Annotated in this window: 20 protein-coding genes; 8 read left to right on the plus strand and 12 right to left on the minus strand. The window is 73.6% G+C overall.

The annotated features are described in order from the left end of the window. Positions 1-4 precede the first annotated feature (4 nt). Complete coding sequence (locus ACIGXJ_RS06910) at positions 5-733, minus strand: hypothetical protein (RefSeq protein WP_399642242.1); 729 nt, start codon at positions 731-733, stop codon at positions 5-7. Between the two features lie 102 nt (positions 734-835). Further along, positions 836-2,422 (minus strand): carbohydrate-binding protein, encoded by a 1,587-nt coding sequence (locus tag ACIGXJ_RS06915; RefSeq protein WP_399642243.1) that lies wholly within the window; start codon positions 2,420-2,422, stop codon positions 836-838. A gap of 169 nt (positions 2,423-2,591) precedes the next feature. Here ACIGXJ_RS06915 and ACIGXJ_RS06920 point away from each other — a divergent pair, with 169 nt between their 5' ends. Beyond that, positions 2,592-3,281 (plus strand): HAD family hydrolase, encoded by a 690-nt coding sequence (locus ACIGXJ_RS06920; protein ID WP_399642244.1) that lies wholly within the window; start codon positions 2,592-2,594, stop codon positions 3,279-3,281. Between the two features lie 46 nt (positions 3,282-3,327). Here ACIGXJ_RS06920 and ACIGXJ_RS06925 read toward each other — a convergent pair whose 3' ends face one another. Continuing rightward, positions 3,328-4,122, minus strand: coding sequence for a class I SAM-dependent methyltransferase (locus ACIGXJ_RS06925; RefSeq protein ID WP_399642245.1), 795 nt, complete (start codon positions 4,120-4,122; stop codon positions 3,328-3,330). 102 nt (positions 4,123-4,224) lie between these two features. Here ACIGXJ_RS06925 and ACIGXJ_RS06930 point away from each other — a divergent pair, with 102 nt between their 5' ends. After that, positions 4,225-5,187, plus strand: coding sequence for a D-2-hydroxyacid dehydrogenase family protein (locus ACIGXJ_RS06930; RefSeq protein WP_399642246.1), 963 nt, complete (start codon positions 4,225-4,227; stop codon positions 5,185-5,187). Between the two features lie 156 nt (positions 5,188-5,343). Here the strand turns inward: ACIGXJ_RS06930 and ACIGXJ_RS06935 are convergent, their stop codons facing one another. Both ACIGXJ_RS06935 and ACIGXJ_RS06940 read right to left on the minus strand, forming a co-directional pair. Further along, a complete protein-coding gene (locus ACIGXJ_RS06935; protein WP_399642247.1) occupies positions 5,344-6,588 on the minus strand; it encodes a cytochrome P450 in 1,245 nt (414 codons plus the stop codon). 123 nt (positions 6,589-6,711) lie between these two features. Beyond that, positions 6,712-7,650 carry an SMP-30/gluconolactonase/LRE family protein gene (locus ACIGXJ_RS06940; RefSeq protein ID WP_399642248.1) on the minus strand — a complete coding sequence of 313 codons (939 nt, stop codon included), beginning with the start codon at positions 7,648-7,650 and terminating at the stop codon, positions 6,712-6,714. A 102-nt stretch (positions 7,651-7,752) separates the two neighbouring features. On the opposite strand from ACIGXJ_RS06940, the gene ACIGXJ_RS06945 reads away from it, so the two are divergent. Beyond that, on the plus strand, positions 7,753-8,196 hold the full coding sequence (locus ACIGXJ_RS06945) for an Lrp/AsnC family transcriptional regulator (RefSeq protein WP_399642249.1): 444 nt from the start codon (positions 7,753-7,755) through the stop codon (positions 8,194-8,196). A gap of 23 nt (positions 8,197-8,219) precedes the next feature. Here ACIGXJ_RS06945 and ACIGXJ_RS06950 read toward each other — a convergent pair whose 3' ends face one another. After that, entirely contained in the window at positions 8,220-8,798 is a 579-nt protein-coding gene (locus ACIGXJ_RS06950) for a hypothetical protein (RefSeq protein ID WP_399642250.1), read from the minus strand. Next, entirely contained in the window at positions 8,798-9,190 is a 393-nt protein-coding gene (locus ACIGXJ_RS06955; protein WP_399642251.1) for a winged helix-turn-helix transcriptional regulator, read from the minus strand. Before ACIGXJ_RS06955 ends, ACIGXJ_RS06950 begins: the two co-directional genes overlap by 1 nt. Before the next feature lie 213 nt (positions 9,191-9,403). Between ACIGXJ_RS06955 and ACIGXJ_RS06960 the strand changes: the two genes are divergently transcribed. The 3 genes from ACIGXJ_RS06960 to ACIGXJ_RS06970 all read left to right on the plus strand — a co-directional run bounded on the left by ACIGXJ_RS06960 (position 9,404) and on the right by ACIGXJ_RS06970 (position 12,373). Next, positions 9,404-10,324: a zinc-binding dehydrogenase gene (locus tag ACIGXJ_RS06960; protein WP_399642252.1), complete on the plus strand. Its 921-nt coding sequence runs from the start codon at positions 9,404-9,406 to the stop codon at positions 10,322-10,324. A 150-nt stretch (positions 10,325-10,474) separates the two neighbouring features. Continuing rightward, a complete protein-coding gene (locus tag ACIGXJ_RS06965) occupies positions 10,475-11,485 on the plus strand; it encodes a LacI family DNA-binding transcriptional regulator (protein WP_399642253.1) in 1,011 nt (336 codons plus the stop codon). Positions 11,486-11,770: 285 nt separating this feature from the next. Next, entirely contained in the window at positions 11,771-12,373 is a 603-nt protein-coding gene (locus ACIGXJ_RS06970) for a discoidin domain-containing protein (protein ID WP_399642254.1), read from the plus strand. 512 nt (positions 12,374-12,885) lie between these two features. Here ACIGXJ_RS06970 and ACIGXJ_RS06975 read toward each other — a convergent pair. Both ACIGXJ_RS06975 and ACIGXJ_RS06980 read right to left on the minus strand, forming a co-directional pair. After that, positions 12,886-13,215: an antibiotic biosynthesis monooxygenase family protein gene (locus ACIGXJ_RS06975; RefSeq protein ID WP_399642255.1), complete on the minus strand. Its 330-nt coding sequence runs from the start codon at positions 13,213-13,215 to the stop codon at positions 12,886-12,888. 57 nt (positions 13,216-13,272) lie between these two features. Then, positions 13,273-13,875, minus strand: a complete 603-nt coding sequence (locus ACIGXJ_RS06980) for a DUF2867 domain-containing protein (protein WP_399642256.1) — start codon at positions 13,873-13,875, stop codon at positions 13,273-13,275. Between the two features lie 98 nt (positions 13,876-13,973). Here ACIGXJ_RS06980 and ACIGXJ_RS06985 point away from each other — a divergent pair, with 98 nt between their 5' ends. Continuing rightward, complete coding sequence (locus ACIGXJ_RS06985) at positions 13,974-14,534, plus strand: TetR/AcrR family transcriptional regulator (protein ID WP_399642257.1); 561 nt, start codon at positions 13,974-13,976, stop codon at positions 14,532-14,534. Between the two features lie 118 nt (positions 14,535-14,652). Here ACIGXJ_RS06985 and ACIGXJ_RS06990 read toward each other — a convergent pair whose 3' ends face one another. Genes ACIGXJ_RS06990 through ACIGXJ_RS07000 form a run of 3 tightly spaced genes read right to left on the minus strand, consistent with a single transcriptional unit; the run spans position 14,653 to position 18,266 of the window. Then, the gene (locus tag ACIGXJ_RS06990) at positions 14,653-16,950 is read right to left on the minus strand and encodes an FtsX-like permease family protein (protein WP_399642258.1); all 2,298 of its coding nucleotides are present in this window, start codon (positions 16,948-16,950) and stop codon (positions 14,653-14,655) included. 48 nt (positions 16,951-16,998) lie between these two features. Further along, positions 16,999-17,754 (minus strand): ABC transporter ATP-binding protein, encoded by a 756-nt coding sequence (locus ACIGXJ_RS06995; RefSeq protein ID WP_399642259.1) that lies wholly within the window; start codon positions 17,752-17,754, stop codon positions 16,999-17,001. Next, positions 17,751-18,266 (minus strand): PadR family transcriptional regulator, encoded by a 516-nt coding sequence (locus ACIGXJ_RS07000; RefSeq protein ID WP_399642260.1) that lies wholly within the window; start codon positions 18,264-18,266, stop codon positions 17,751-17,753. The genes ACIGXJ_RS06995 and ACIGXJ_RS07000 overlap by 4 nt, the downstream gene beginning before the upstream one ends. Before the next feature lie 121 nt (positions 18,267-18,387). Here ACIGXJ_RS07000 and ACIGXJ_RS07005 point away from each other — a divergent pair, with 121 nt between their 5' ends. Then, a complete protein-coding gene (locus tag ACIGXJ_RS07005) occupies positions 18,388-19,656 on the plus strand; it encodes an ABC transporter substrate-binding protein (RefSeq protein WP_399642261.1) in 1,269 nt (422 codons plus the stop codon). The last annotated feature ends 16 nt before the right edge of the window (positions 19,657-19,672 follow it).

A 19,672-nucleotide genomic window follows, 5' to 3' on the forward strand; every position in this document is an offset into this window, starting at 1 on the left:
GCGGTCAGCCCACCCGGTCGTCCGGCCCGACCGGGTGGGCCTCAAGGCCGGGTGAGGCCAGCAGGTCCGCGACGAGTTCCGGGGTGCCGCCTACGTAGGTGCTGACCAGGTCGACGTCACCGCCCACGCACCAGGCCCGGTCCTGCGGCCACCACAGGTCGGGCAGCTCGGCGAACTCGCCCATGGACACCGGGGAGACGGCGTCCGCGAGCGCACCGGACAGCAGCACCTCGTCACGTCCGGGCGTCGGGAAGGTCGGCACGCCGTCCCAGTCCCATTGCCCGTAGCCGTCCCACAGCCCGAACCAGCACTGCTGGGGGGTGGAAGTGTGCCGCGCCAGGACGGGAATCAGGGCCTGGGCGACGACGGGCGGGGTCGGCCCCTCCCAGGCCTGCTCGTCCCAGACGCCGGGCAGCCCGTCCGCACCGGCATGGGGGTGGTCGCGGTCCACCCCGAGCACCTCGTGCCAGTCGGTGAGCGCCCCCACCCGGCGCCCGTACGCCGCGGCCACGGTGTCCCACCGCACGGGCCGGCCGTCCAGTTGCGCGGGATGCAGCACCCGCGCGTACGCGGCGAACCCGGGCGCGGCGACACCCGCGACCGTCCCCATCGCCCCCTGGCCGCCGGGCTCCTTCGCCAGCCAGCCGGCGGGGCCCAGGTCGTCGGCCCGGACACGCAGCCGGCCGTAGCGTTCGGGGGCGGGGTCCCGGTGGACCATGGGGTAGTCGTTCATCCCTACAGTCTGCCTGTTCAGGGGGTGTCTCCGAGCTCCCGGGCGGCGCCGCCCTGTGGGGTGGAGGCGCCGCCCGGGAGCGGAGGGTGCCGTGCGCGGGCGCTACAGCGTGACCGGGCGGCCGCCGAAGGTCACCGCCAGCCGGCCGTCCGAGGCGTAGGACCAGCCGAGGGCACCGGAGTAGGTCGCGCACCGGGAGCCGTTGGAGCCGGACCAGAACTGGTTCGAGCCGTCGGCGTCGCCGATGATCCGGTCGTTCGTGCCGCTGCCGCTGCGGCAGGAGGTGTTGCCGCGGAACACCGAGGTGCCGGCGTCGAAGTTGAAGTTGCGCTGGGCGTTGTCGACGCTGACGTTGCTGGAGATCGCCATCGAGCCGGGGTTGCTGTTGTACGTGAAGCCGTGCTTGCCGTTGTGGTAGGCGATGCTGCGGCGCACGACGTGGTTGACGGCGATGTCCTCGCCGCCGAGCTTGTAGCCGTTGCGGTCGCCGGCGCCGGCCTGCGAGCCGTCGCTGAGGGTGCCGTTGTCGTAGGACAGCGAGTCCTCGATGGTCACCGGGCCGATCGGGCCGGTGTCGGGCTTGGTGTACAGGTCCCAGCCGTCGTCGATGTTGTGGTGCGCGACGGCGTAGCGGAACACGTTCCCGGGGCCGGTGGTGAGCTTGGCGGCGAACCCGTCGGCGTCCTCGCCGTCGGAGTCGGCGTTGTCGTGCGACTCCGCGCTCACGATCAGGTTGTTCGCCGGCCACTCGCTGCTCGGCGTGGTCGAGGCCATCCGCCCCAGCTGCAGACCGGTGTCCCGGTTGAAGCGGGTGACCGTGCGCTCGATGACGTTGCCGCTGCCGCCGACATAGATGCCGTTGTCGCCGGCGCGCTCGACGACGATGCCGCGGATGTGCCAGTACGACGCGTTCAGCTGGAGCCCGCGGTTCGCCGAACTCTCGGTCTGTGCCGCGAAGTTGAGCACCGGCGTCTCGCCGGGGTAGGCGGCCAGCGTGGTGCGCGCGGCGGACGTGCCGTTCCTGCCGGCCGGGATCGTCACCGTGGAGGCCTGGCGGTACGTGCCTCCGCGCAGGTAGATCGTGCCGCCCGCGGCGACGCGGCTGATCGCCGAGGTGAGCGTCGTCGGGGCGTCCACCGTGCCGGCCGCGCCGTCGGTGCCGCCAGGGGCGACGTACAGTGCGCTGCCCGTCGGCGGGGGCGTGGTGGTGCCGCCGGTCTCGGCCTCCAGATAGTCGATGTTGGGCAGGCCGCCCGCGGTCGTCGGGCTGAACCGGACGGTGTTGCCGCCCTGCACGACCGGCACGCTGAAGGTCTGCGTGGTCCATCCCGTCCAGGTGCCGGTGCCCCCGAACGACGGTGAGCCGGCGGACGTGCCGTTCACCGTGAGGGTCGCGGGGCGGGCGGTGGTGGTGCCGTTGGCGTAGCGGACCGACAGCGTCGCGGTGCCCGCCTGGGCGGCGTTCACCGTGAACTGCAGCGCGGCACCGGTGGCGTTGCGGCCGTTGCAGAAGCCGGTGCCGGAGTATCCGGCGTGCTCGGTGTCGACGGTGCCGTCGCAGACGGCGGGCGCGCTCTCGGCCTCGTAGCGGGTCGGCGCGGCCGTCGCGGCGGCGCCGGGCAGCGCGACGACGGCGCCGAACGCCAGGCCGGCGCAGGCCAGCAGGGACAGCGAAGATATCGTTTTCATTGGGGGGTCCTCGTCCTTCTCCGTGGTCGCCTGGGGTGCAGGCGATTGAGGTGCGGGCTCATGACACACGAGAGGGAAAGCGCTTGCTACGCTAGAAAGGTCGCCGTGGGCACGTCAATAGGTGGGCGTGGGGAGATCCGCCGGAGAGGGCGCCTGACATGATCGGCGGGTGAGAGACGCATCCATCCCGGGCGACCGTCCGAGGTACGTACTGTTCGACGTCGACGGCACCCTGATCGACGCCGTCGCCAACCAGCGCCAGGTCTGGCGTACTTGGGCGCTGCGGTACGGCCTCGACCCCGACGAGGTCCACGCGGTGGCCCTGCGCACCCGCCCGACCGAGACCTTCGCGCGGGTCGCCCCGGACCGCGCCCCCGCCGAGTGCCTCACCGCCCTCCACGAGCTGGAGGACGAGGACGTCCGCCACGGCAGCTACTCGGCCTTCGAGGGCGCCCCGGAACTGCTGCGCGCCCTCCCGCCCGGCTCCTGGGCCCTCGTCACCTCCAACTACGCACACCGGGTCCGCGGCCGCTTCCGCCGGACCGGCCTGCCCGACCCCGGCCTGATCGTCGACGCGGCCGCCGTCGAGGAGGGCAAGCCGTCACCCGTCCCCTACCTCCGCGCGGCCGCCCTGCTGGGCGCCGACCCGCGGGACTGCCTCGTCGTCGAGGACGCCCCGTCCGGGGTGCGCTCCGGGCTGGCGGCCGGCATGACGGTGTGGGGCGTCAACACCGCCGAGCCGGTGGCGGGGGTGCACCGCCACTTCGACTCCCTGCGGGAGGCGGTGCCGCACATCCTGGACTTCGCCGGGCTGCCCGCCGCGGGGCCGCCGGCGGAGGCGCTCGCCCCGGGCCCCTGAGGCGTGGCCGCCGGGAGGGGGCCCCGGGCAGCGGGCGTCCGGAGCGTCAGGGGCGGCGGCCGTACGCCACGAAATGGGCGGCGAAGACGCGGGTGCCACCGGGGTCCTGCTCAAGACGGCGGAAGGCCTCGTCCCAGCGGGTGAGGTCCGCCGGCTCGGCCAGGCCCTCGGCGACAAGGGCGTCGCGGGCCGCCCAGGCGGGGCCGCGCATGCCGGGCGGGGGCACGACGACCTCGATGTGCCCCTCGTACGCCGCGACCTCGAGGCCGGCCGCGGTGAGGAGCTGGTCGAGGCGGCTGCCGACGGCGAGGTCGTTGCCGCGCCGCCGGTGGAGTTCGGCGTAACGGTCCTGGAGGTCCACGAGGGCGTCGGGGGCTCCACGCAGGCGGAAGCAGCGCATGTCGACGTCGACCAGGTACACGCAGCCGCCGCCCGGCCGCGCCAGCGAGGCCAGATGGTCCACCACGGCCTGCTCCCGGCCGCCGTTGTGCGCGAGCACATGCCGCAGCATCACCAGGTCGAACGTCCCGGCGGGCAGCCCGGTGGCGTCGGCGGAACCGGCGAGCGTGTGCACCGCGGCCCCGGCCCGGCCGGCCAGCGCCGAGGCGGTCGCGAGGGCGCCCTCGTCCCGGTCGACGGCCCACACGGCACCCTCCGGACCGGCCAGGCCGGCCAGCCGTACGGAGATCGCACCCGGACCGCACCCCACATCGGCGATCCGCGCGCCGGCAACCGCCCCGGCGGCCCGCCACAGATCCTTCTCCCGGCGCTCGGCGGCCTCGGCCATCAGCCGGTAGCGCACGATCTCCGGTTCGCTCAAGGACAGCAGATAGTCGGCCACGTCACCTATCGTGCACCCCGGGCACGCCCCTGTCGTGCCCGCACATCCGTTCACCTCCGCCCGTCCGCGCACGGGCGGACCGAGCATGGACAGGAAACCCGTATGACGCTCCGCTGCGCGGTACTGGACGACTACCAGGACGCCGCCCTGCGCATGGCCGACTGGAGCCCGCTCGACGGGAAGGTCGAGGTCCGCACGGTGCGCGAGCACCTCGCGGACCGGGACGAGCTGGTCGCCGCGCTGGCGGACTGCGAGATCGTCGTCGCCATGCGCGAGCGCACCCCCTTCGACGCCGAGCTGCTGAGCCGGCTGCCCGCACTGCGGCTGCTGGTGACCACCGGCCGGCGCAACGCCTCCATCGACGTCACCGCCGCGGCCGCCGCGGGCGTGACCGTCTGCGGTACGGCGAGCAGCCCGACCCCGCCGGTCGAGCTGACCTGGGCGCTCCTGCTGGGCCTGGCCCGGCGGTTGACCGCGGAGAACCGCGCCCTGCGCGAGGGCGGCCCCTGGCAGTCCACCGTCGGCCAGGACCTGCACGGCCGCACCCTCGGCCTGCTGGGGCTCGGCAGGATCGGCAGCCGCGTGGCCCGCGTCGCCCGCGCCTTCGGCATGGAGGTGCTCGCCTGGAGCCCGCACCTCACCGCCGAGCGGGCCGCCGGGGCGGACGCCGAACTCGCCGCCGGCAAGGACGACCTGCTGCGCCGCAGCGACTTCGTGTCGATCCACCTCGTGCTGTCGGACCGCACCCGCGGGCTGCTCGGCGAGCCCGAACTGCGGGCCATGCGCCCGCACGCGTACCTCGTCAACACCTCCCGCGCCGCCCTCGTCGACCGGAGCGCGCTGCTGCGCGCCCTGCGCGAGGGCTGGATCGCCGGCGCCGGACTCGACGTCTTCGACATCGAGCCGCTGCCCGCCGACGACCCCCTGCGCACCCTGCCGAACGTCCTCGCCACCCCGCACCTCGGCTATGTCACCGAGGGCAACTACCGCACCTTCTTCACCGAGGCCGTGGAGGACATCACCGCGTTCCTCGCGGGCAGCCCGGTCCGGCGGCTCACGCCATAGACCGGCCCCGACGTCACCGCCACCCACCCGGCCCTGACCGCCGCACGAGGTGAGCTGCCCGCGATGGCGGAGAGCTCCTTCGAGGACGCGGTGGACCTGCTCCTCGAGGCCCTCGCGGCCCGCGCCCCCGCGGGCCGCGAGGGCCGTGAGCGCTGATCAGGCCAGGCGGACCGGCAGACTGCGGTGACCGTTGGAGATGAAGGAGTCCACCGGCCGGAGTTCCCCGGCCGGCACGGCGAGCCGCAGGCCGGGGAAGCGGCCGAACAGGGCGGGCAGCGCGACGGTCGCCTCCAGCCGGCCCAGCGGCGCGCCCAGGCAGTAGTGCACGCCGTACCCGAACGCGAGGTGCTCCTTGTCGGCCCGGGTGACGTCGAAGGCGTCGGCGTCGGCGCCGTAGCGGCCCGGATCCCGCCCGGCGGCGGCGTACGAGGCGAGGATGGCCTCTCCCTCGGCGATGACCACCCCCTCCGGGCCGCCGAACTCGCTCAGCACCAGGTCCTCCACGGCGTACCGCAGCGGCAGGCTGGCCACCGGCGCCTCCACGCGCAGCGCCTCCTCGACGACGTCCTGCCAGCCGGCCCGCCCGGAGCGCACGTGGTCGAGCTGGCCGGGATGGGTGAGCAGCAGGTGGATGGCGTTGTCGATGAGGTTGACGGTGGTCTCGTGCCCCGCGCCGATCACCAGCATCAGAGTGTCCAGCAGTTCCTGCTCGCTCAGGCGGGACGCGTCCTCGTCGTCGCGGGCGGAGATCAGCGCCGAGGTGAGGTCGTCGCCCGGCAGGCGCCTTTTCAGCGCGACGAGTTCGCCCAGTACGGCGTAGAACCGCTGGTAGATGTCGGTGACTTCCTCCGGGGACGCCGAGGTGTGGAAGACGCCGTCCACCACGGCCCGCAGCTCCGCGCCGAGTTCCTCCGGCAGTCCCAGCAGCTCGCTGATCACCTGGATCGGCAGCGGATAGCAGAACTCCTCGCGCAGATCGACCACCTCACTGCGCCGGCCGGCTTCCCCGACCGCGTCGAGCAGCGTCTTGGTGATCTGCTCGACGCGGGGCTGGAGCGCCGCGGTGCGGCGGGCGGTGAACGCCTTGGCGACCAGCCGGCGCAGCCGCTTGTGCTCGCTGCCGTACGCGGTGAACATGCTCTGCACCGCGACCCAGGTGAACAGCGGCCATTCCGGCGACACTTCGCCGTCGATCCAGCGCTTCCAGTGCAGCCGCGGGTTCTTCGACACCCGTGGGTCGGTGAGCAGCCGCCGGAGCAGTTCGGGGCTGCCGACCGCCCAGGCCTCGACGCCGTCGGGGAGTTCGACGAGGGCGGCGGGGCCGCGGGCGCGGATACGGGCGGCCTCGCCGTGGATGTCGCGGCCGGTGGGGTCGATCACCAGAGGTCGCGCGTGGTCCATCAGGGCTCCCGGAGGCTCGAAGGGCCGTGGCCCCGTCACGCTACGGGGAGCCGGCGCGCGTGACGAGGGCGCCTCGGGCCGGAGCGCAAGGATCCGGCCGCCCGCACGCGGAGAGGCTGGGGGTCACCGCCAGGGGCGGTGGCCCGGACCGGCCGGGTGGGTGCCCGTGACACCCATGACGATCGAGTAGAGGGTGGTGTCGGCGGCGATGAACAGCCGGTTGCGCTTGGCGCCGCCCCACGCGATGTTCGCCACCACACCCGGCACGTTCAACCGGCCGATGAGTGTGCCGTCCGGGTCGTAGCAGTGCACCCCGTCCGCCATCGCGGCGGCCCACAGCCGTCCGCCGTCGTCGAAGCGGAGGTTGTCGAAACGGCCGGTTCCGCCGGGCGGGATCTCCGCGAAGACGTCCCCGCGCGACAGCGTGCCGTCGGGCCGCACGTCGTACACGCGGATCCTGCCGCCGCGGGTGTCCGAGACGTACAACTGCCGCTCGTCGGCGGAGAACACCAGCCCGTTGGGGGCCTCGACGTCGTCGGCGACCAGGTCGACGTCACCGGTCACCGGGTCGATCCGGTACACGTTGCAGGAGCCGATCTCCGACTCGGCGCGGTGGCCCTCGTAGTCGCTGGTGATGCCGAAGTCCGGGTCGGAGAAGTAGATCGCCCCGTCCGACTTCACGGCGGCGTCGTTGGGGCTGTTGAGCCGCTTGCCCCGCCAGTGGGAGGCGAGCACGGTGACCGTGCCGTCGTGCTCGGTACGGGTCACCCTGCGGTTGCCCTGCTCGCAGGTGACCAACCGGCCCTGGCCGTCGAGGGTGTTGCCGTTGGGGTAGCCGGCGGGGGAGCGGAAGACGCTCACGGCCCCGGTGGCCTCGTCCCAGCGCAGCATGCGGTCGTTGGGAATGTCGCTCCAGATCAGCTGCCGCCAGGCCGGCACGTAGAGCGGGCCCTCCGCCCAGCGGCAGCCGTCGTGGAGGATTTCGAGGCGTGAGTCGCCCGCCGTGCAGCGGCCGGTGCGGAAACGGTCGTCGAGGATCTCGTACGGCTCGGTGAAGGTCATGGAGCGTCACATCCCGGAACGGTGAATGCTGTTCGGTCGGAATGGAGTATGGCAGGACGCTGTATGGTCTTGACCCTGATCGACTGAATGAAAGGATGGGATGTGGATCACATCGACCGACAGCTGATCGCCCTGCTCCAGCAGGACGCCGCCCAGTCGTACGCCGCCCTCGGCCGGGCCGTCGGCCTTTCGGCGGGCGCCGCGCACGAGCGGGTGCGCAAGCTGCGCGAGCGGGGCGTGATTCGCCGGACCACCGTCGACGTGGACCCCGAGGCCGTCGGCGGCGGCGTCCTCGCCTACGTCCAGGTCCGTTCCACCGCCTGGATCGGCGACTCCGCCGACCGGTTCGCCGCGCTGCCCGAGATCCAGGAGGCCCACGTCATCGCGGGCAGCGCCTCGGTGCTCGTCAAGGTCAGGACGGCCACCACCCGCGGACTCCAGGACGTGCTGCGGCGCCTGCACGCGATCGACGGAGTGAGCGGCACCGAGGCCACGGTCGTCCTGGAGACGTTCTTCGAGCGGCCGGTCGCACCGCTGGAGCCGTGACCGGGCCGGAGCCGGGCCCCGGCCTACGGTGCCGGGCGGGTCCACAGGATGAGGTCGCTGCTCGTGGCGACGGCGAGGGTGCGGCCCGAGGGGGAGAAGCCGGCGGCGCGCAGCTCGGAGCGGTTCGCGTCGAAGACGTGCCACCAGCCCTCGCCGTGCGGTACGCGGTAGGGCATCGAGGTGCCGCGGGAGAGCAGCACCCGGTGATGCGGCCACTCCGGGCCGACGACCTCCACCACCCAGCCGCCGGACGCACCGGAGTGCAGGCCGCCGCCGTAGAGACCCGCCATCCGCACCGGGGTCCCGGCGAGCGGCCCGATGCCCGGGCAGGTCAGGTCCCGCTCCCACTCCGGGCCGTCGTGGTCGGGGTCACGGTCACGCGCCAGCCTCTCCCCGGTCTCCGCGTCGAACAGCCCCAGCCCCGCCGTGGACTCCACCAGCACGAGGTCCCGGCCATCGGCCGGACCGGTGGCGAAGCCGACGCCCAGCAGACCGCCGACCGCCGTACCGCGGTCCCACACCCGCCGCCACGGGGCGGGCGCCTCGACCTCCGGCACCGACAGCAGCCGGTCGCGCAGCTCCCGCTGGTACGGAGACGGCATCAGGACCCTTCCGTCCGCGCCTCGGCGTCGTACGCCGCCCGCGCCTCGCTGATCGCGGAGCGATGGCGCTCGGCCCAGTCCACCAGGCCGGTCAGCGACACGTACAGCTCCCGGGCCATGGGCGTGATGGTGTACTCGACCTTGGGGGGAACCGTGGGATACACGGTGCGCACCAGCAGTCCGTCCCGCTCCAGCCGGCGCAGGTTCAGGGTGAGCATGCGGCGGCTGATCCCCCGGACGGCGCGCTCCAGCTCGGTGAAGCGGACCGGACCGTGGGCGGCGGCGATCAGGATGCCGACGCTCCACTTCCCCGCGACTCGGTCGAGTACCTCGGTGACCGGGCACGCCTCGTCCCGGACCGCGTCGGTGACACGGGTGTGACTCCGTGACATCAATGTGCCTCCTTCCGCCGACCGGCAAGGTTACCGATCATGGATGCCGTGACGCACCGCGCTCCGGACGCCGTGGACAACCGTGCGCCGGCCGCCGTGACTGTGCACGGGTCGCCGTGACTGCGCACCGGGCGCTGTGACGAACCGTGCACCCGGCGAGGTGACGACCGTGCCTCGCATACCGCAACGACCCGTGCCCTCAAGGGAGATGCCATGTCCGTCCGTGCCCTCGTCGTCGACCCGTCCGCCCCGGCCGCCGTGCGCCTCGCGGACGTCCCCGGGCCGGTGGCCGCTGCTGATCAGGTGCTCGTGGAGGTGTCGCACGCCTCGCTGAACCACGGTGACCTCAACGACGCCCGATCCGGCCGGGTGCCGCCCGGAGCGGTGCTCGGCTCGGACGCCGCGGGGGTGGTCGTCCAGGCCGCCGCGGACGGCACCGGACCCGCGGTGGGCGCCCGGGTCGTGGCCCTCACGTCGGGGGCGTTCGCCGAGCGGGTCGCCGTCGGCGTGACCGAACTGGCCGAACTTCCCGAGGAGCTGGACCCCGCTCGTGCGGTCGGTCTGCCCGTCGCCGGAGTCGCTGCGCTGCGCTCGCTGCGCGCGGCCGGACTGGCCGCGGGCAAGCGCGTGCTGATCACCGGCGCCTCCGGCGGAGTCGGCCGGTTCGCCGTGCAGTTGGCGGCCCGGGCCGGCGCGCGGGTAATCGCGTCCGTGGGGTCCGCCGCGCGGGGAGCGGGACTTCGCCAGGCGGGTGCCGACGAGGTGCTCGTCGGTCTGGAGGGGCTCGAGCAGCCGGTCGACATCGTCATCGACAGCGTCGGCGGCCCTCAGCTGGTCGCCGCATGGCAGCTCCTGGCCCCCGGGGGCAGCCTCCAGAGCGTCGGCTGGACCTCCGGCGAGCCCGCCGTCCTGCCCCCGTACGTCACGGTCGGCCCGGCCAAGTCCCTGACGTCCTTCGTCATCGACAGCCCGGCCGGAGCCGACCTCGCCACCCTCGCCGGCCTCGCGGCCGAGGGCGCCCTCACCGTCGACATCGGCTGGCAGGGCTCCTGGGACCGCTTCGCCGAGGCCGCCGAGGCACTGCACGGCCGCCGGGTCCCGGGGAAGGCGGTGCTGGAGGTCACCGGCGGCTGAGCGGAGCGCCCGTGGGGGAACGGCCCGCCGAACAGACGCGGGCAACGCGGCCCACGGCTTGCGCTCCATTGCAACGGCTTGCGTAGCCGGCCCCGGACCGGGCGGGCATTCACGCAACCCGCTTGCGTGACTTGCGCTAGCCTTGCGTGCATGACACGACGACTTGCCCAGGTGGCCAAGAAGGTGGGAGTCAGCGAAGCCACGGTCAGCCGCGTCCTCAACGGCAAGCCCGGTGTCTCCGAGGCGACCCGGCAGTCCGTGCTGACCGCGCTGGACGTGCTGGGGTACGAGCGGCCGACCCAGCTGCGCGGTGAGCGCGCCCGACTGGTGGGCCTGGTGCTGCCGGAGCTGCAGAACCCGATCTTCCCGGCGTTCGCGGAGGTGATCGGCGGCGCGCTGGCCCAGCAGGGGCTGACGCCGGTGCTGTGCACCCAGACGCAGGGCGGGGTCTCCGAGGCCGACTACGTGGAGCTCCTGCTCCAGCAGCAGGTGTCCGGCGTGGTGTTCGCCGGCGGTCTGTTCGCCCAGGCCGACGCGCCGCACGACCACTACCGGCAGCTGGCCGAGCGCAACATCCCCGTGGTGCTGATCAACGCCTCCATCGACGGCCTCGACTTCCCGTGCGTCGCCTGCGACGACGCCGTGGCCGTCGAGCAGGCCTGGCGGCACCTGGCCTCCCTGGGCCACGAGCGCATCGGCCTGGTCCTCGGCCCCGGCGACCACGTCCCCTCGGGCCGCAAGCTCGAGGCGGCGCGGGCCGTGGCGGAGGCGTCCGGCGGGAGCCTGCCGGAGGAGTTCGTCGTACGGTCGATCTTCTCGCTGGAGGGCGGCCAGGCCGCGGCCGCGCGGCTGCTGGAGCGGGGCGTCACCGGCATCGTGTGCGCGAGCGACCCCCTCGCGCTCGGCGCGATCCGGGCCGCGCGCCGGCGGGGGCTGTCCGTGCCCGCGGACGTGTCGGTCGTCGGCTTCGACGACTCGGCGTTCATGAGCTGCACCGAGCCTCCCCTGTCGACCGTCCGCCAGCCCATCGAGGCGATGGGCCGCGCCGTCGTCGAGCTGCTGTGCGCCCAGATCCAGGGCACCCAGGCACACCCGGGCGAGCTGCTGTTCGAGCCCGAGCTGGTGGTGCGCGGCTCCACCGCCCAGGCGCCCGCCGGCTGACCGTCAGCCCCGCAGCCCCGCAGCCCCGCATTCTCGCATCCCTTCATCGGCACCGGCACCGGGTCACCCCGGCCGGTGCCGATCGCTTTTCCCCGGGGGCTGTTTTCCCGGCCGCCGCGCTTCCCCGCCCAGCGTCCGTCCCGGCGCCCGCGTCCCTTGATCCTCGACTTCCCGTGCGGTCACGTCCGTTACAAAGCCGTGAGCCGGCGGAAGCCTGTCCCCCAGCGACGCAAAAGATGGACGGCATCACTCAAAAACTCGTGCACAGTGTCAGGTGAGTCCACCATGAGAGGTAACCATCCGGGCCGACGGCTGTCCGTCGGCGTACTGATATCCGTACTGCTGGCCCTGCTGCCCCTCGGCGCCCACGCCGCCGAGGAACCGGGCGCGGCCGCGGCGCAGGACACCAACCTCGTGCAGGTCGACCTCGGCACAGGCGTGCGCGTCGGCCGTGTGGTGCTCAAGCTCCCCACCACCTGGGAGGCCAGCACCCAGCGCCTCGCCGTGCTCGGCAGCACGGACGGCAGCGCCTTCACCGCACTCGCCGCCCCTGCCGACCGCACCTTCACCCCGGCCCAGGCCAGCACCGTCACCCTCACCCTCGACGGCCCCACGACCCGCTGCCTGCGTGTACAGGTGAGCGCCAACTCCGGCTGGAGCGCCGCCCAGTTGTCCGAGCTGGAGGTCTACGGCGACGGCGGCCCGGGTGACCCGCCCACCCAGGGCACCAACCTCGCGTGCAACAAGCCCGTCGAGGTGCTCGGCCGCGCGCATACCGCGTCCGGCTTCACCTCCCTCAGGGCCCGGACCGACTACGCCTTCTCCCTGCCGTTCCACCACGCGGTGCTCTCCGGGGTGCCGTCGGTGGCGAACTTGCGCCCGAAGTAGAACATCAGGGGGCGCGGCGTGAGCAGCGTCCCCAGGCACAGCAGGCCGAACAGGCCCGTGATGCCCGAGTCCTTGATCAGCAGGGCGCGCGGAGTGCGCCCCGACGAGTGACGCCACGGCCGTGATGAGGAGGAACATCAGGGTCACGACGGCGAATTCGTCCAGGCGGCGCCGCCACACCACGTGCACGGCGCTGTCGAGCACCGGCCACGCGCCGCTCACCAGCAGCGCGGTGAACTCGCTCCAGCCGTGATCCCGCAGCGCGTTGTACGTCAGGATCGGCGCGACGACGTTGAACGCGAGGGTGAGGGTCCAGCCGGCGATCGCGGCGCCCCGCGACCGGGCGGGCGGAGCGGGACGCTCGGCGCTGTGCGGTGGCGCGGTCGTGGCGGTGTCCTGACGCGACACGGCTCTCCCCTGAAACGGCTGGTCTCTGCCGTGCGCCAAGCTACGGCAGCGGCCCGGGCGGGGGACACCACGACCACACAAGATGATCACCAACGGCTGTGCCGTTACTCGCCCTTCGGTGCCGCCTGCTGGACGACCTCGAACGACCACAGCGTGGAGCCGCTGGCGGCGGGCTTGGGACGCTCCCCGCCCTCGCCGCCCCCGCCCTGGTGGGCGGACTTCATCGGGCCCTCCATCCAGGCCTGGAAGGACTCCTCGTCCCGCCAGCGCGTGTAGACGAGGTAGGTGTCGGTGCCCTCCACCGGCCGCAGCAGCTCGAACCACTCGAAGCCGTCGGAGTTCTCCACGGCGTGGGCGCGGGAGGCGAAGCGCTTCTCCAGCGTCTCGCGCTGCTCGGCGGGCACGGTCAGTACGTTGATCTTGACTACGCTCATGTCCTCATCCTGCCGTACGCCGGCCGCGAGCCCGTGGCCGACATGGGGCCACGGCCCTCATCCGGCGCTGCGCGCGGCGGCGTTCGCCTGCCAGGCCCGGCCGATCCCGCGCAGCAGCGCCGGGTAGACGCCGACGTACCGGAAGGGCTTGATGCCGGCCATGTAGACGGCGCCGAACGGGCCGTTGGGCTTCACCAGGACGGCCATCCGGCCGTGGTGGCCGCCCTTCCCGTCCGGGACCCAGCCGATGTGCATGACCGCGTGCACGGTCCGGTTGGCCATCTCGGCGGCCCACTCGTCGTGCAGCTGGTAGAGCGAGCGGAACGGGATGGCGCGCGGGTCGGGGCCCCGAGGTGCCTCGCGCAGGTCCGGCGGCATCCGGTCGCGCAGCGAGCGCACCCGGCCGCCGACGCCCGCGCCGGGCTTGTCCCAGCCGAGCAGGGCGCCCAGCTTCCATCGGATCGCGAACAGCGCGCGATACGCGGGCGCGTCGGCCGCGATGCCGTCGCCTGCGCCCTCGGTGATCTGCCGGACCAGGTGCCGGAGGTCGTCCGGACCGCCGGGGGTCGGCAGGTCCCAGACGTCCTCGACGTGGAAGTCCCCCGCGATCTCGTGGATGCGCCACGGGCGGGAGGTGTGTGCCGTGCGGGGGAGTCTCATGAGCAAGCCCCTGTTCTATACGATGCCGTACAGATCGAGCGTAGACCCGTTATACGGTGGCGTATAGATGGACACGCGGACGTGACAGGAGACACACCATGGCGGCCACGCCCCGGACCCCGCGCGGCAAGTGGATCGAGGAGGGCCTGCGCGCCCTGTCGGCCGGAGGCCCGGAAGCCGTCAGGATCGAGTCGCTGGCCCAGGCGCTCGGCGTCACCAAGGGCGGCTTCTACGGCTACTTCGCCAACCGGGGCGCGCTGCTCGAGGAGATCCTCGACACCTGGGAGCGCGAGGTCACCGAGGCCGTCATCGAGCGCGTCGAGAGCGCCGGGGGAGACGCCCGCACCAAGCTCGGCACCCTCTTCACCCTCGCCGGCTCCGGGGACACGCCCATGACCGGCACGGCCGCCGAACTCGCCGTCCGCGACTGGGCCCGCCGCGACGCCTCCGTCGCCGAACGCCTGCGCCGCGTCGACAACCGCCGTATGGCGTACCTGCGTTCCCTCTACGGCGAGATCTGCGCCGACGAGGACGACGTCGAGGTCCGCTGCTTCATCACCTTCTCGCTGCGCATCGGCAACCACCACATCGCCGCCGAACACGGCACCCGGTCACGCGCCGAGGTACTGGAACTGACCCGCAAGTGGCTCCTGCGCTAGGACCTGTCGTTCGCCTCGTGTGGGCGTCCGGACGGTCTCGGCGAGGGAGAAGCCGGCCCGGCGGGCGCAGGTGACCCCTGGGAACTGGCCTGCCACGCGGCCTGAGCGGCGCGTCCCCTCACGCCACCGCGCTCAGCGTGTCCGCGAGGCGACGCCGGGTCGCGCGGGTCGCGGGCAGCGTCGCGAGGGCCGCCGCACCGAGCACGGCGCCCGCCCCGAGGAGCAGCAGCAGGACGGGGGAGGGGCCCTGGGCGATGCCGGCGCCGATGCCGCTGGAACGGCCCTGCGCGTCGATCAGCCAGTGGGCGAGCGGCAGGCCGAGCACCAGGGCGAGGAGGACGGCCGTCAGCGCCGTGCAGCCGGTCGCGACGACGGTGATCGCGGTGATCTGGCGGGGGGAGAGGCCGATCGCCTTCCAGGCGAGCAGGTCCCGCTCGGACTCCCGCACCGTGCCGCCGATCGCGGTGAGCAGCTCGACCAGACCGATCAGGGCGAGCACGGCGATCAGGCCGAGGACGACGGCGCGCAGCGGGGAGAGGCCGTCGACCGGGTTCGTCACCGCGTGCACGTCCAGCCGGCCGTGCCCGGCCCCGGCGAGCCGGTCGGCGACCTCGTGCGGATCGGCGCCCGGGGTGAGGCGGACCTGATAGAGGGACGGACGCAGGCCGGGGTCGTTCTCGCGCAGCGTGTCGAGGGACGTGGAGATGACCCGGCCGGCGTTGTCCGGCTCGATGCTGCGGCCGACGATGTGCAGGATCTGCGGCTGGTCGCCGACCGTCATCCGCACCCAGTCGCCGACCCGCACGTCCAGCAGGTCGAGCAGCCCCTGCCCGGCAACCGCCTCGTCGGCCCCGCGGGCCGCGCGCCCCTCGGCGAGGGCGTACGGGTACGGCTCCCGGCGGGTGCCGAGGCCGCGCAGGGCGATCGTCTCCGTCTGGCCCGGCACCAGCGCGGCCACCTCCACACCGGGGTACGCGGCCGCGACCTGCGGGTCCCCGTCGAGGACCGTCCGGGTGCCGCGGGCGTCGAGGGAGGCGTCGGCGTGGACGGTGAGCGCGGCGGGCAGGCCGATCTGCTCGGGCCTGCTGTGGAAGCGGTCCATGGTGGTCCACGCGCTCATCGCGACCACGATCAGCAGCAGCGGCAGCGCCAGCCGGCCGACCGCCGTGAGCGAACGCGGACCGCGCGCGAACGCCCGGTGCCAGCCCAGGACCAGCGGGGGCGGCACCCGCACCCCGCGCACGCCCGGCCCCAGCGCCCAGCGGGCCGCCCCGGACAGCCGGCCGCCCCGTGACGCGGCGGGCCTGGGCACCGGCACCGGCGGCACCCGCCCCGCGCGCCAGGCGGCGAGACCCGTGGTCGCACCGATGAACAGCACCGCCGCGACCGGTACCACGAACAGTGTCACCGTCTGCCCGGGCAGCCCCTGCCACACCCCCACCGCGTCCCCGAGCCGCCCCGGGAAGCGGCTGCCCAGCGCCCCGGTGAGCGCGGCGGCGGCCACCGCGCCCAGCAGCGCGTAGGCGAGATGCTGGAGCAGGAACAGGCGCACGACCTGGGCGGGGGTGAACCCGATCGCCTTCAGTACGGAGATGTCCCGCAGATGTCCGCGGATACGGGTGCCGATCGCCCCGTGCACGGCGAAGCCCGCGGCCAGCAGCGCGCCCAGCCCGAACAGGCCGAGGACCTGCCCGAGCAGCCGGTTCTCGCCCTGCGCCTCCGCCCGGGCCTGCTGCCAGGTGGACACCTCGCCGATGGCGCCGGCCCCCAGCACGGTCACCGCGCGCTGGACGGCGTACCCGGTGTCGTCCGGGTCCCGCAGCCGCAGCCCGACGACCTGGCTGTCGGCGTCGGGCAGCGCGGACGGCAACGCCCACACCAGCCCCGGCCGCTCGCCCGCACGGTAGGGCGGTTCGGCACTGTCGGCGACACCGACGACGGTGAAGCGGCGCGTGCCGCCGGGCACGGTCAGCGTGTCACCGGGCTCGGCCAGCAGGGACCGGGCGAGCCGGGTCTCCAGGACGACACCGTCGGGCGTCGCCGCGTCCAGCCAGTTCCCCGAGGTCAGCAGTGGCCGGCCCACCTCGGGCCGCTCCGGGGTGCCGCGCAGCTCCACCGAGGCACGGGCGCCACGCGTGGCGACGGTCGCGGAGGCCGCCGGATAGGGGCCCGCGACCGCGTCCACGCCGTCCAGCGAGGACAGCTTCCCCGGGTCCGCGGACCTGGAGGTGTGCAGCCAGACATGGGCCCCGCCGCCCTGCGCGAACACCCGCTGCCAGGGGTTGGTGGCGTAGCCGAACAGGGCGGCGGCCAGCAGCAGCGACAGGACGACGCCCGCGGTCGCGAGGACCAGGAACAGCGCCTCGCCGCGGTGCGTGCGCAGATCGGAGTGCGCCCAGCGCAGAGTCGCTCGCACGGACGTCAGCCCTTCCTCGCGCGCCTGCGTACGTCGTCCCGCCGCATGTCAGTCCCTCAGCTCCAGCACCCCGGAGGTCCCGGTGCGCCGCGGCGGCCGGGTGTCGCCGCCGAGCTCGGCGTCGTCGGCGATCCGCCCGTCGAAGAAGCTGATCACCCGGTCCGCGGCGCTCGCCAGCCGGGCGTCGTGCGTGACCAGCAGGATCGTCTGGCCGCGCTGATGGAAGCGGGACAGCAGCCGCATCACCTCGCGGGTGCCCTTGCTGTCGAGGCTGCCGGCGGGTTCGTCGGCGAGCAGCAGCGGCGGCTGGTTGACCAGCGCGCGGGCCAGCGCGACGCGCTGCTGCTCGCCACCGGACAGTTCGCCCGGCATGCTGCGCTCCTTGCCCGTGAGGCCCAGCTCGGCCAGCAGCTCCTCCCGCTCGGCGCGCGCCCGCTTCGGCGCGACCCCGGCGAGCAGCGCGGGCAGCTCGACGTTGTCGGCGACGGACAGGTTCGACACCAGGTTGAAGAACTGGAACACGATCCCGATCCGCTTGCGCCGCTCCACCGCCCAGCGGGCCTCGCTCCACGCGTCCGTGCGCTCCCCGTCCAGCCAGACGCTGCCCGCGTCGGGCCGCTGCAGTCCGCCCAGCAGATGCAGCAGGGTCGACTTCCCGGCGCCGGACGGGCCGGTGATCGCGACGAACTCGCCCGGGGTGACGCTCAGGTCCACTCCGCGCACGGCACGGGCGGGCGCGCCCTCGCCGTGGTGGGTCTTGGCCAGGCCCTCGGCGCGCAGCACGGGAGCGGGACGGTCGCTCACTCCAGCTCCTCCAGCTCTTCCTGGCACCGCTCCAGCCAGTCGAGGTCGGCCTGCAGGTGCAGCATCGCGCCCTCTATCAGCAGGTGGGCGATGCGGTTGTCGCGGTCTTCGGCGGCGGCCAGCTTCGACAGCTGGCGCATGGTGTTCAGATACTGGCGCCGCTGGGTGTTGATCAGGGCTATCTGGTCGGCGAGTCCGGTCTGCGGGGCGAGGGCCAGCTTCATGAAGAACTCGTCCCGTACCCGCGGCTCGTCCTCGGGCTCCGCGAACCAGGCGCGCAGCGCCTCACGCCCGTCCTCGGTGAGGTGGTAGACCTTCTTGTTGGGCCGGCTCGACTGCTCGACGTCCTCGCCCTCGATCAGCCCCTGCTTCTCCAGGCGGCCGAGGGTGACGTAGATCTGGCCGACGTTCGGCTGAGGGTACGCGGAGCCCAGCAGTTGCTCAAGGCCCTGCTTCAGCTCGTAGCCGTGGGCGGGGCCTCGGGCGAGGAGTGCCAGGAGGGGCAGGCGCACGCGTGCTGTCCTCCTGTCCTGGTGATGTGTGCCAGGCCCTAGTATCGCCCATGCCTAACAGGTATACATGGCCTTTGTCCCCGGGCGAGGGTGCCCGGTGCCGGTGTACAGGGAGGAACCTATGCGGTGGACACATGCCGCGGGTAGGGGCCTCCTCGTTCTGCTGATCGTCCTGACCGGATATGTCACCTCCGGAGTGCAGGCGCGGGAGGCCGGCGCGGGCGGGCGCGGTCCGCTGACCCTCGCCACCGCGGGCGACCTCACCGGCTATCTCGGCCCGCTCCTGGAGGGCTGGAACCGCGCGCACCCCCGCGAGCGGGTCACGCTCGTCGAACTGCCCGACTCCACCGACGAGTCCCGCGCGCAGATGATCACCGACCTCAGCGGCTCGGGCCGCGGCCGGTTCGACGTGCTGAACATCGACGTCAACTGGACGTCCGAGTTCGCCGCGGCCGGCTGGATCCGCCCGCTGGAGCGCTCCCGCTTCCCGCTCGGCACCTTCCTGCCGCCGGTCGTGGACACGGCGACCTACGACGGCCGCCTGTACGCCGTCCCCTACGTCACCAACGCCGGACTGCTGCTGTACCGCAAGGACATCCTGGACAAGGAGGGTGTGGCGCCCCCGCGCACCTGGGCGGAGCTGGAGAAGTACGCCGAGACGATCGCCCCGGAGTACGGGCTCGACGGGTACGCCGGACAGTTCCTGCCCTACGAGGGCCTGACGGTGAACGCCGCCGAGGCCGTCTACTCGGCGGGCGGCACGATCCTCGGCGACGAGGGCGCCCGCGTCACCGTCGACTCGGCCGCGGCCCGCGAGGGCATCGGCTTCCTGGTGCGCGGCGTACGGGAGGGCTGGATACCGCGCGAGGCGCTGACGTACAAGGAGGAGGAGTCCAAGCAGGCGTTCCAGGACGGCCGGCTGCTCTTCCTGCGGAACTGGCCCTACGCCTATGTCGCCGCTTCACAGCCGGGCTCACGGGTCGCCGGACGGGTCGGCGCCGTGCCCCTGCCGGGCCCCGACGGCCCGGCCACCAGCGTCCTGGGCGGCTCCAACCTGGCCGTCAGCACCCACGCCCGGCACCCCGACACGGCCGCGCGCCTGCTCGCCTACCTCACCGGCGAGCGCGTGCAGCGCCAGGTCCTCACCCGCGGCGCGCTGCCCCCGGTGCGCGCCGACCTCTACCGGGACCCCGGTCTGATCAGGCGGTTCCCGTATCTGCCCACCCTGCGCGAGAGCGTGCTGGCCGCCGCGCCGCGGCCCAAGAGCGCGCGCTACGACCAGGTCAGCCTGGTCGTGCAGGCGGTGGTGCACGACGCGATGACCGGGCGGCAGACGCCCGAGGCCGCCGTGCGCCGGCTGGCGCGCGAGCTCGACGCCCTCACCGGCTGATAGTTACCTGTTAAGT

It is taken from the genome of Streptomyces sp. NPDC053367, from assembly GCF_044545925.1.
Taxonomy (GTDB): domain Bacteria; phylum Actinomycetota; class Actinomycetes; order Streptomycetales; family Streptomycetaceae; genus Streptomyces.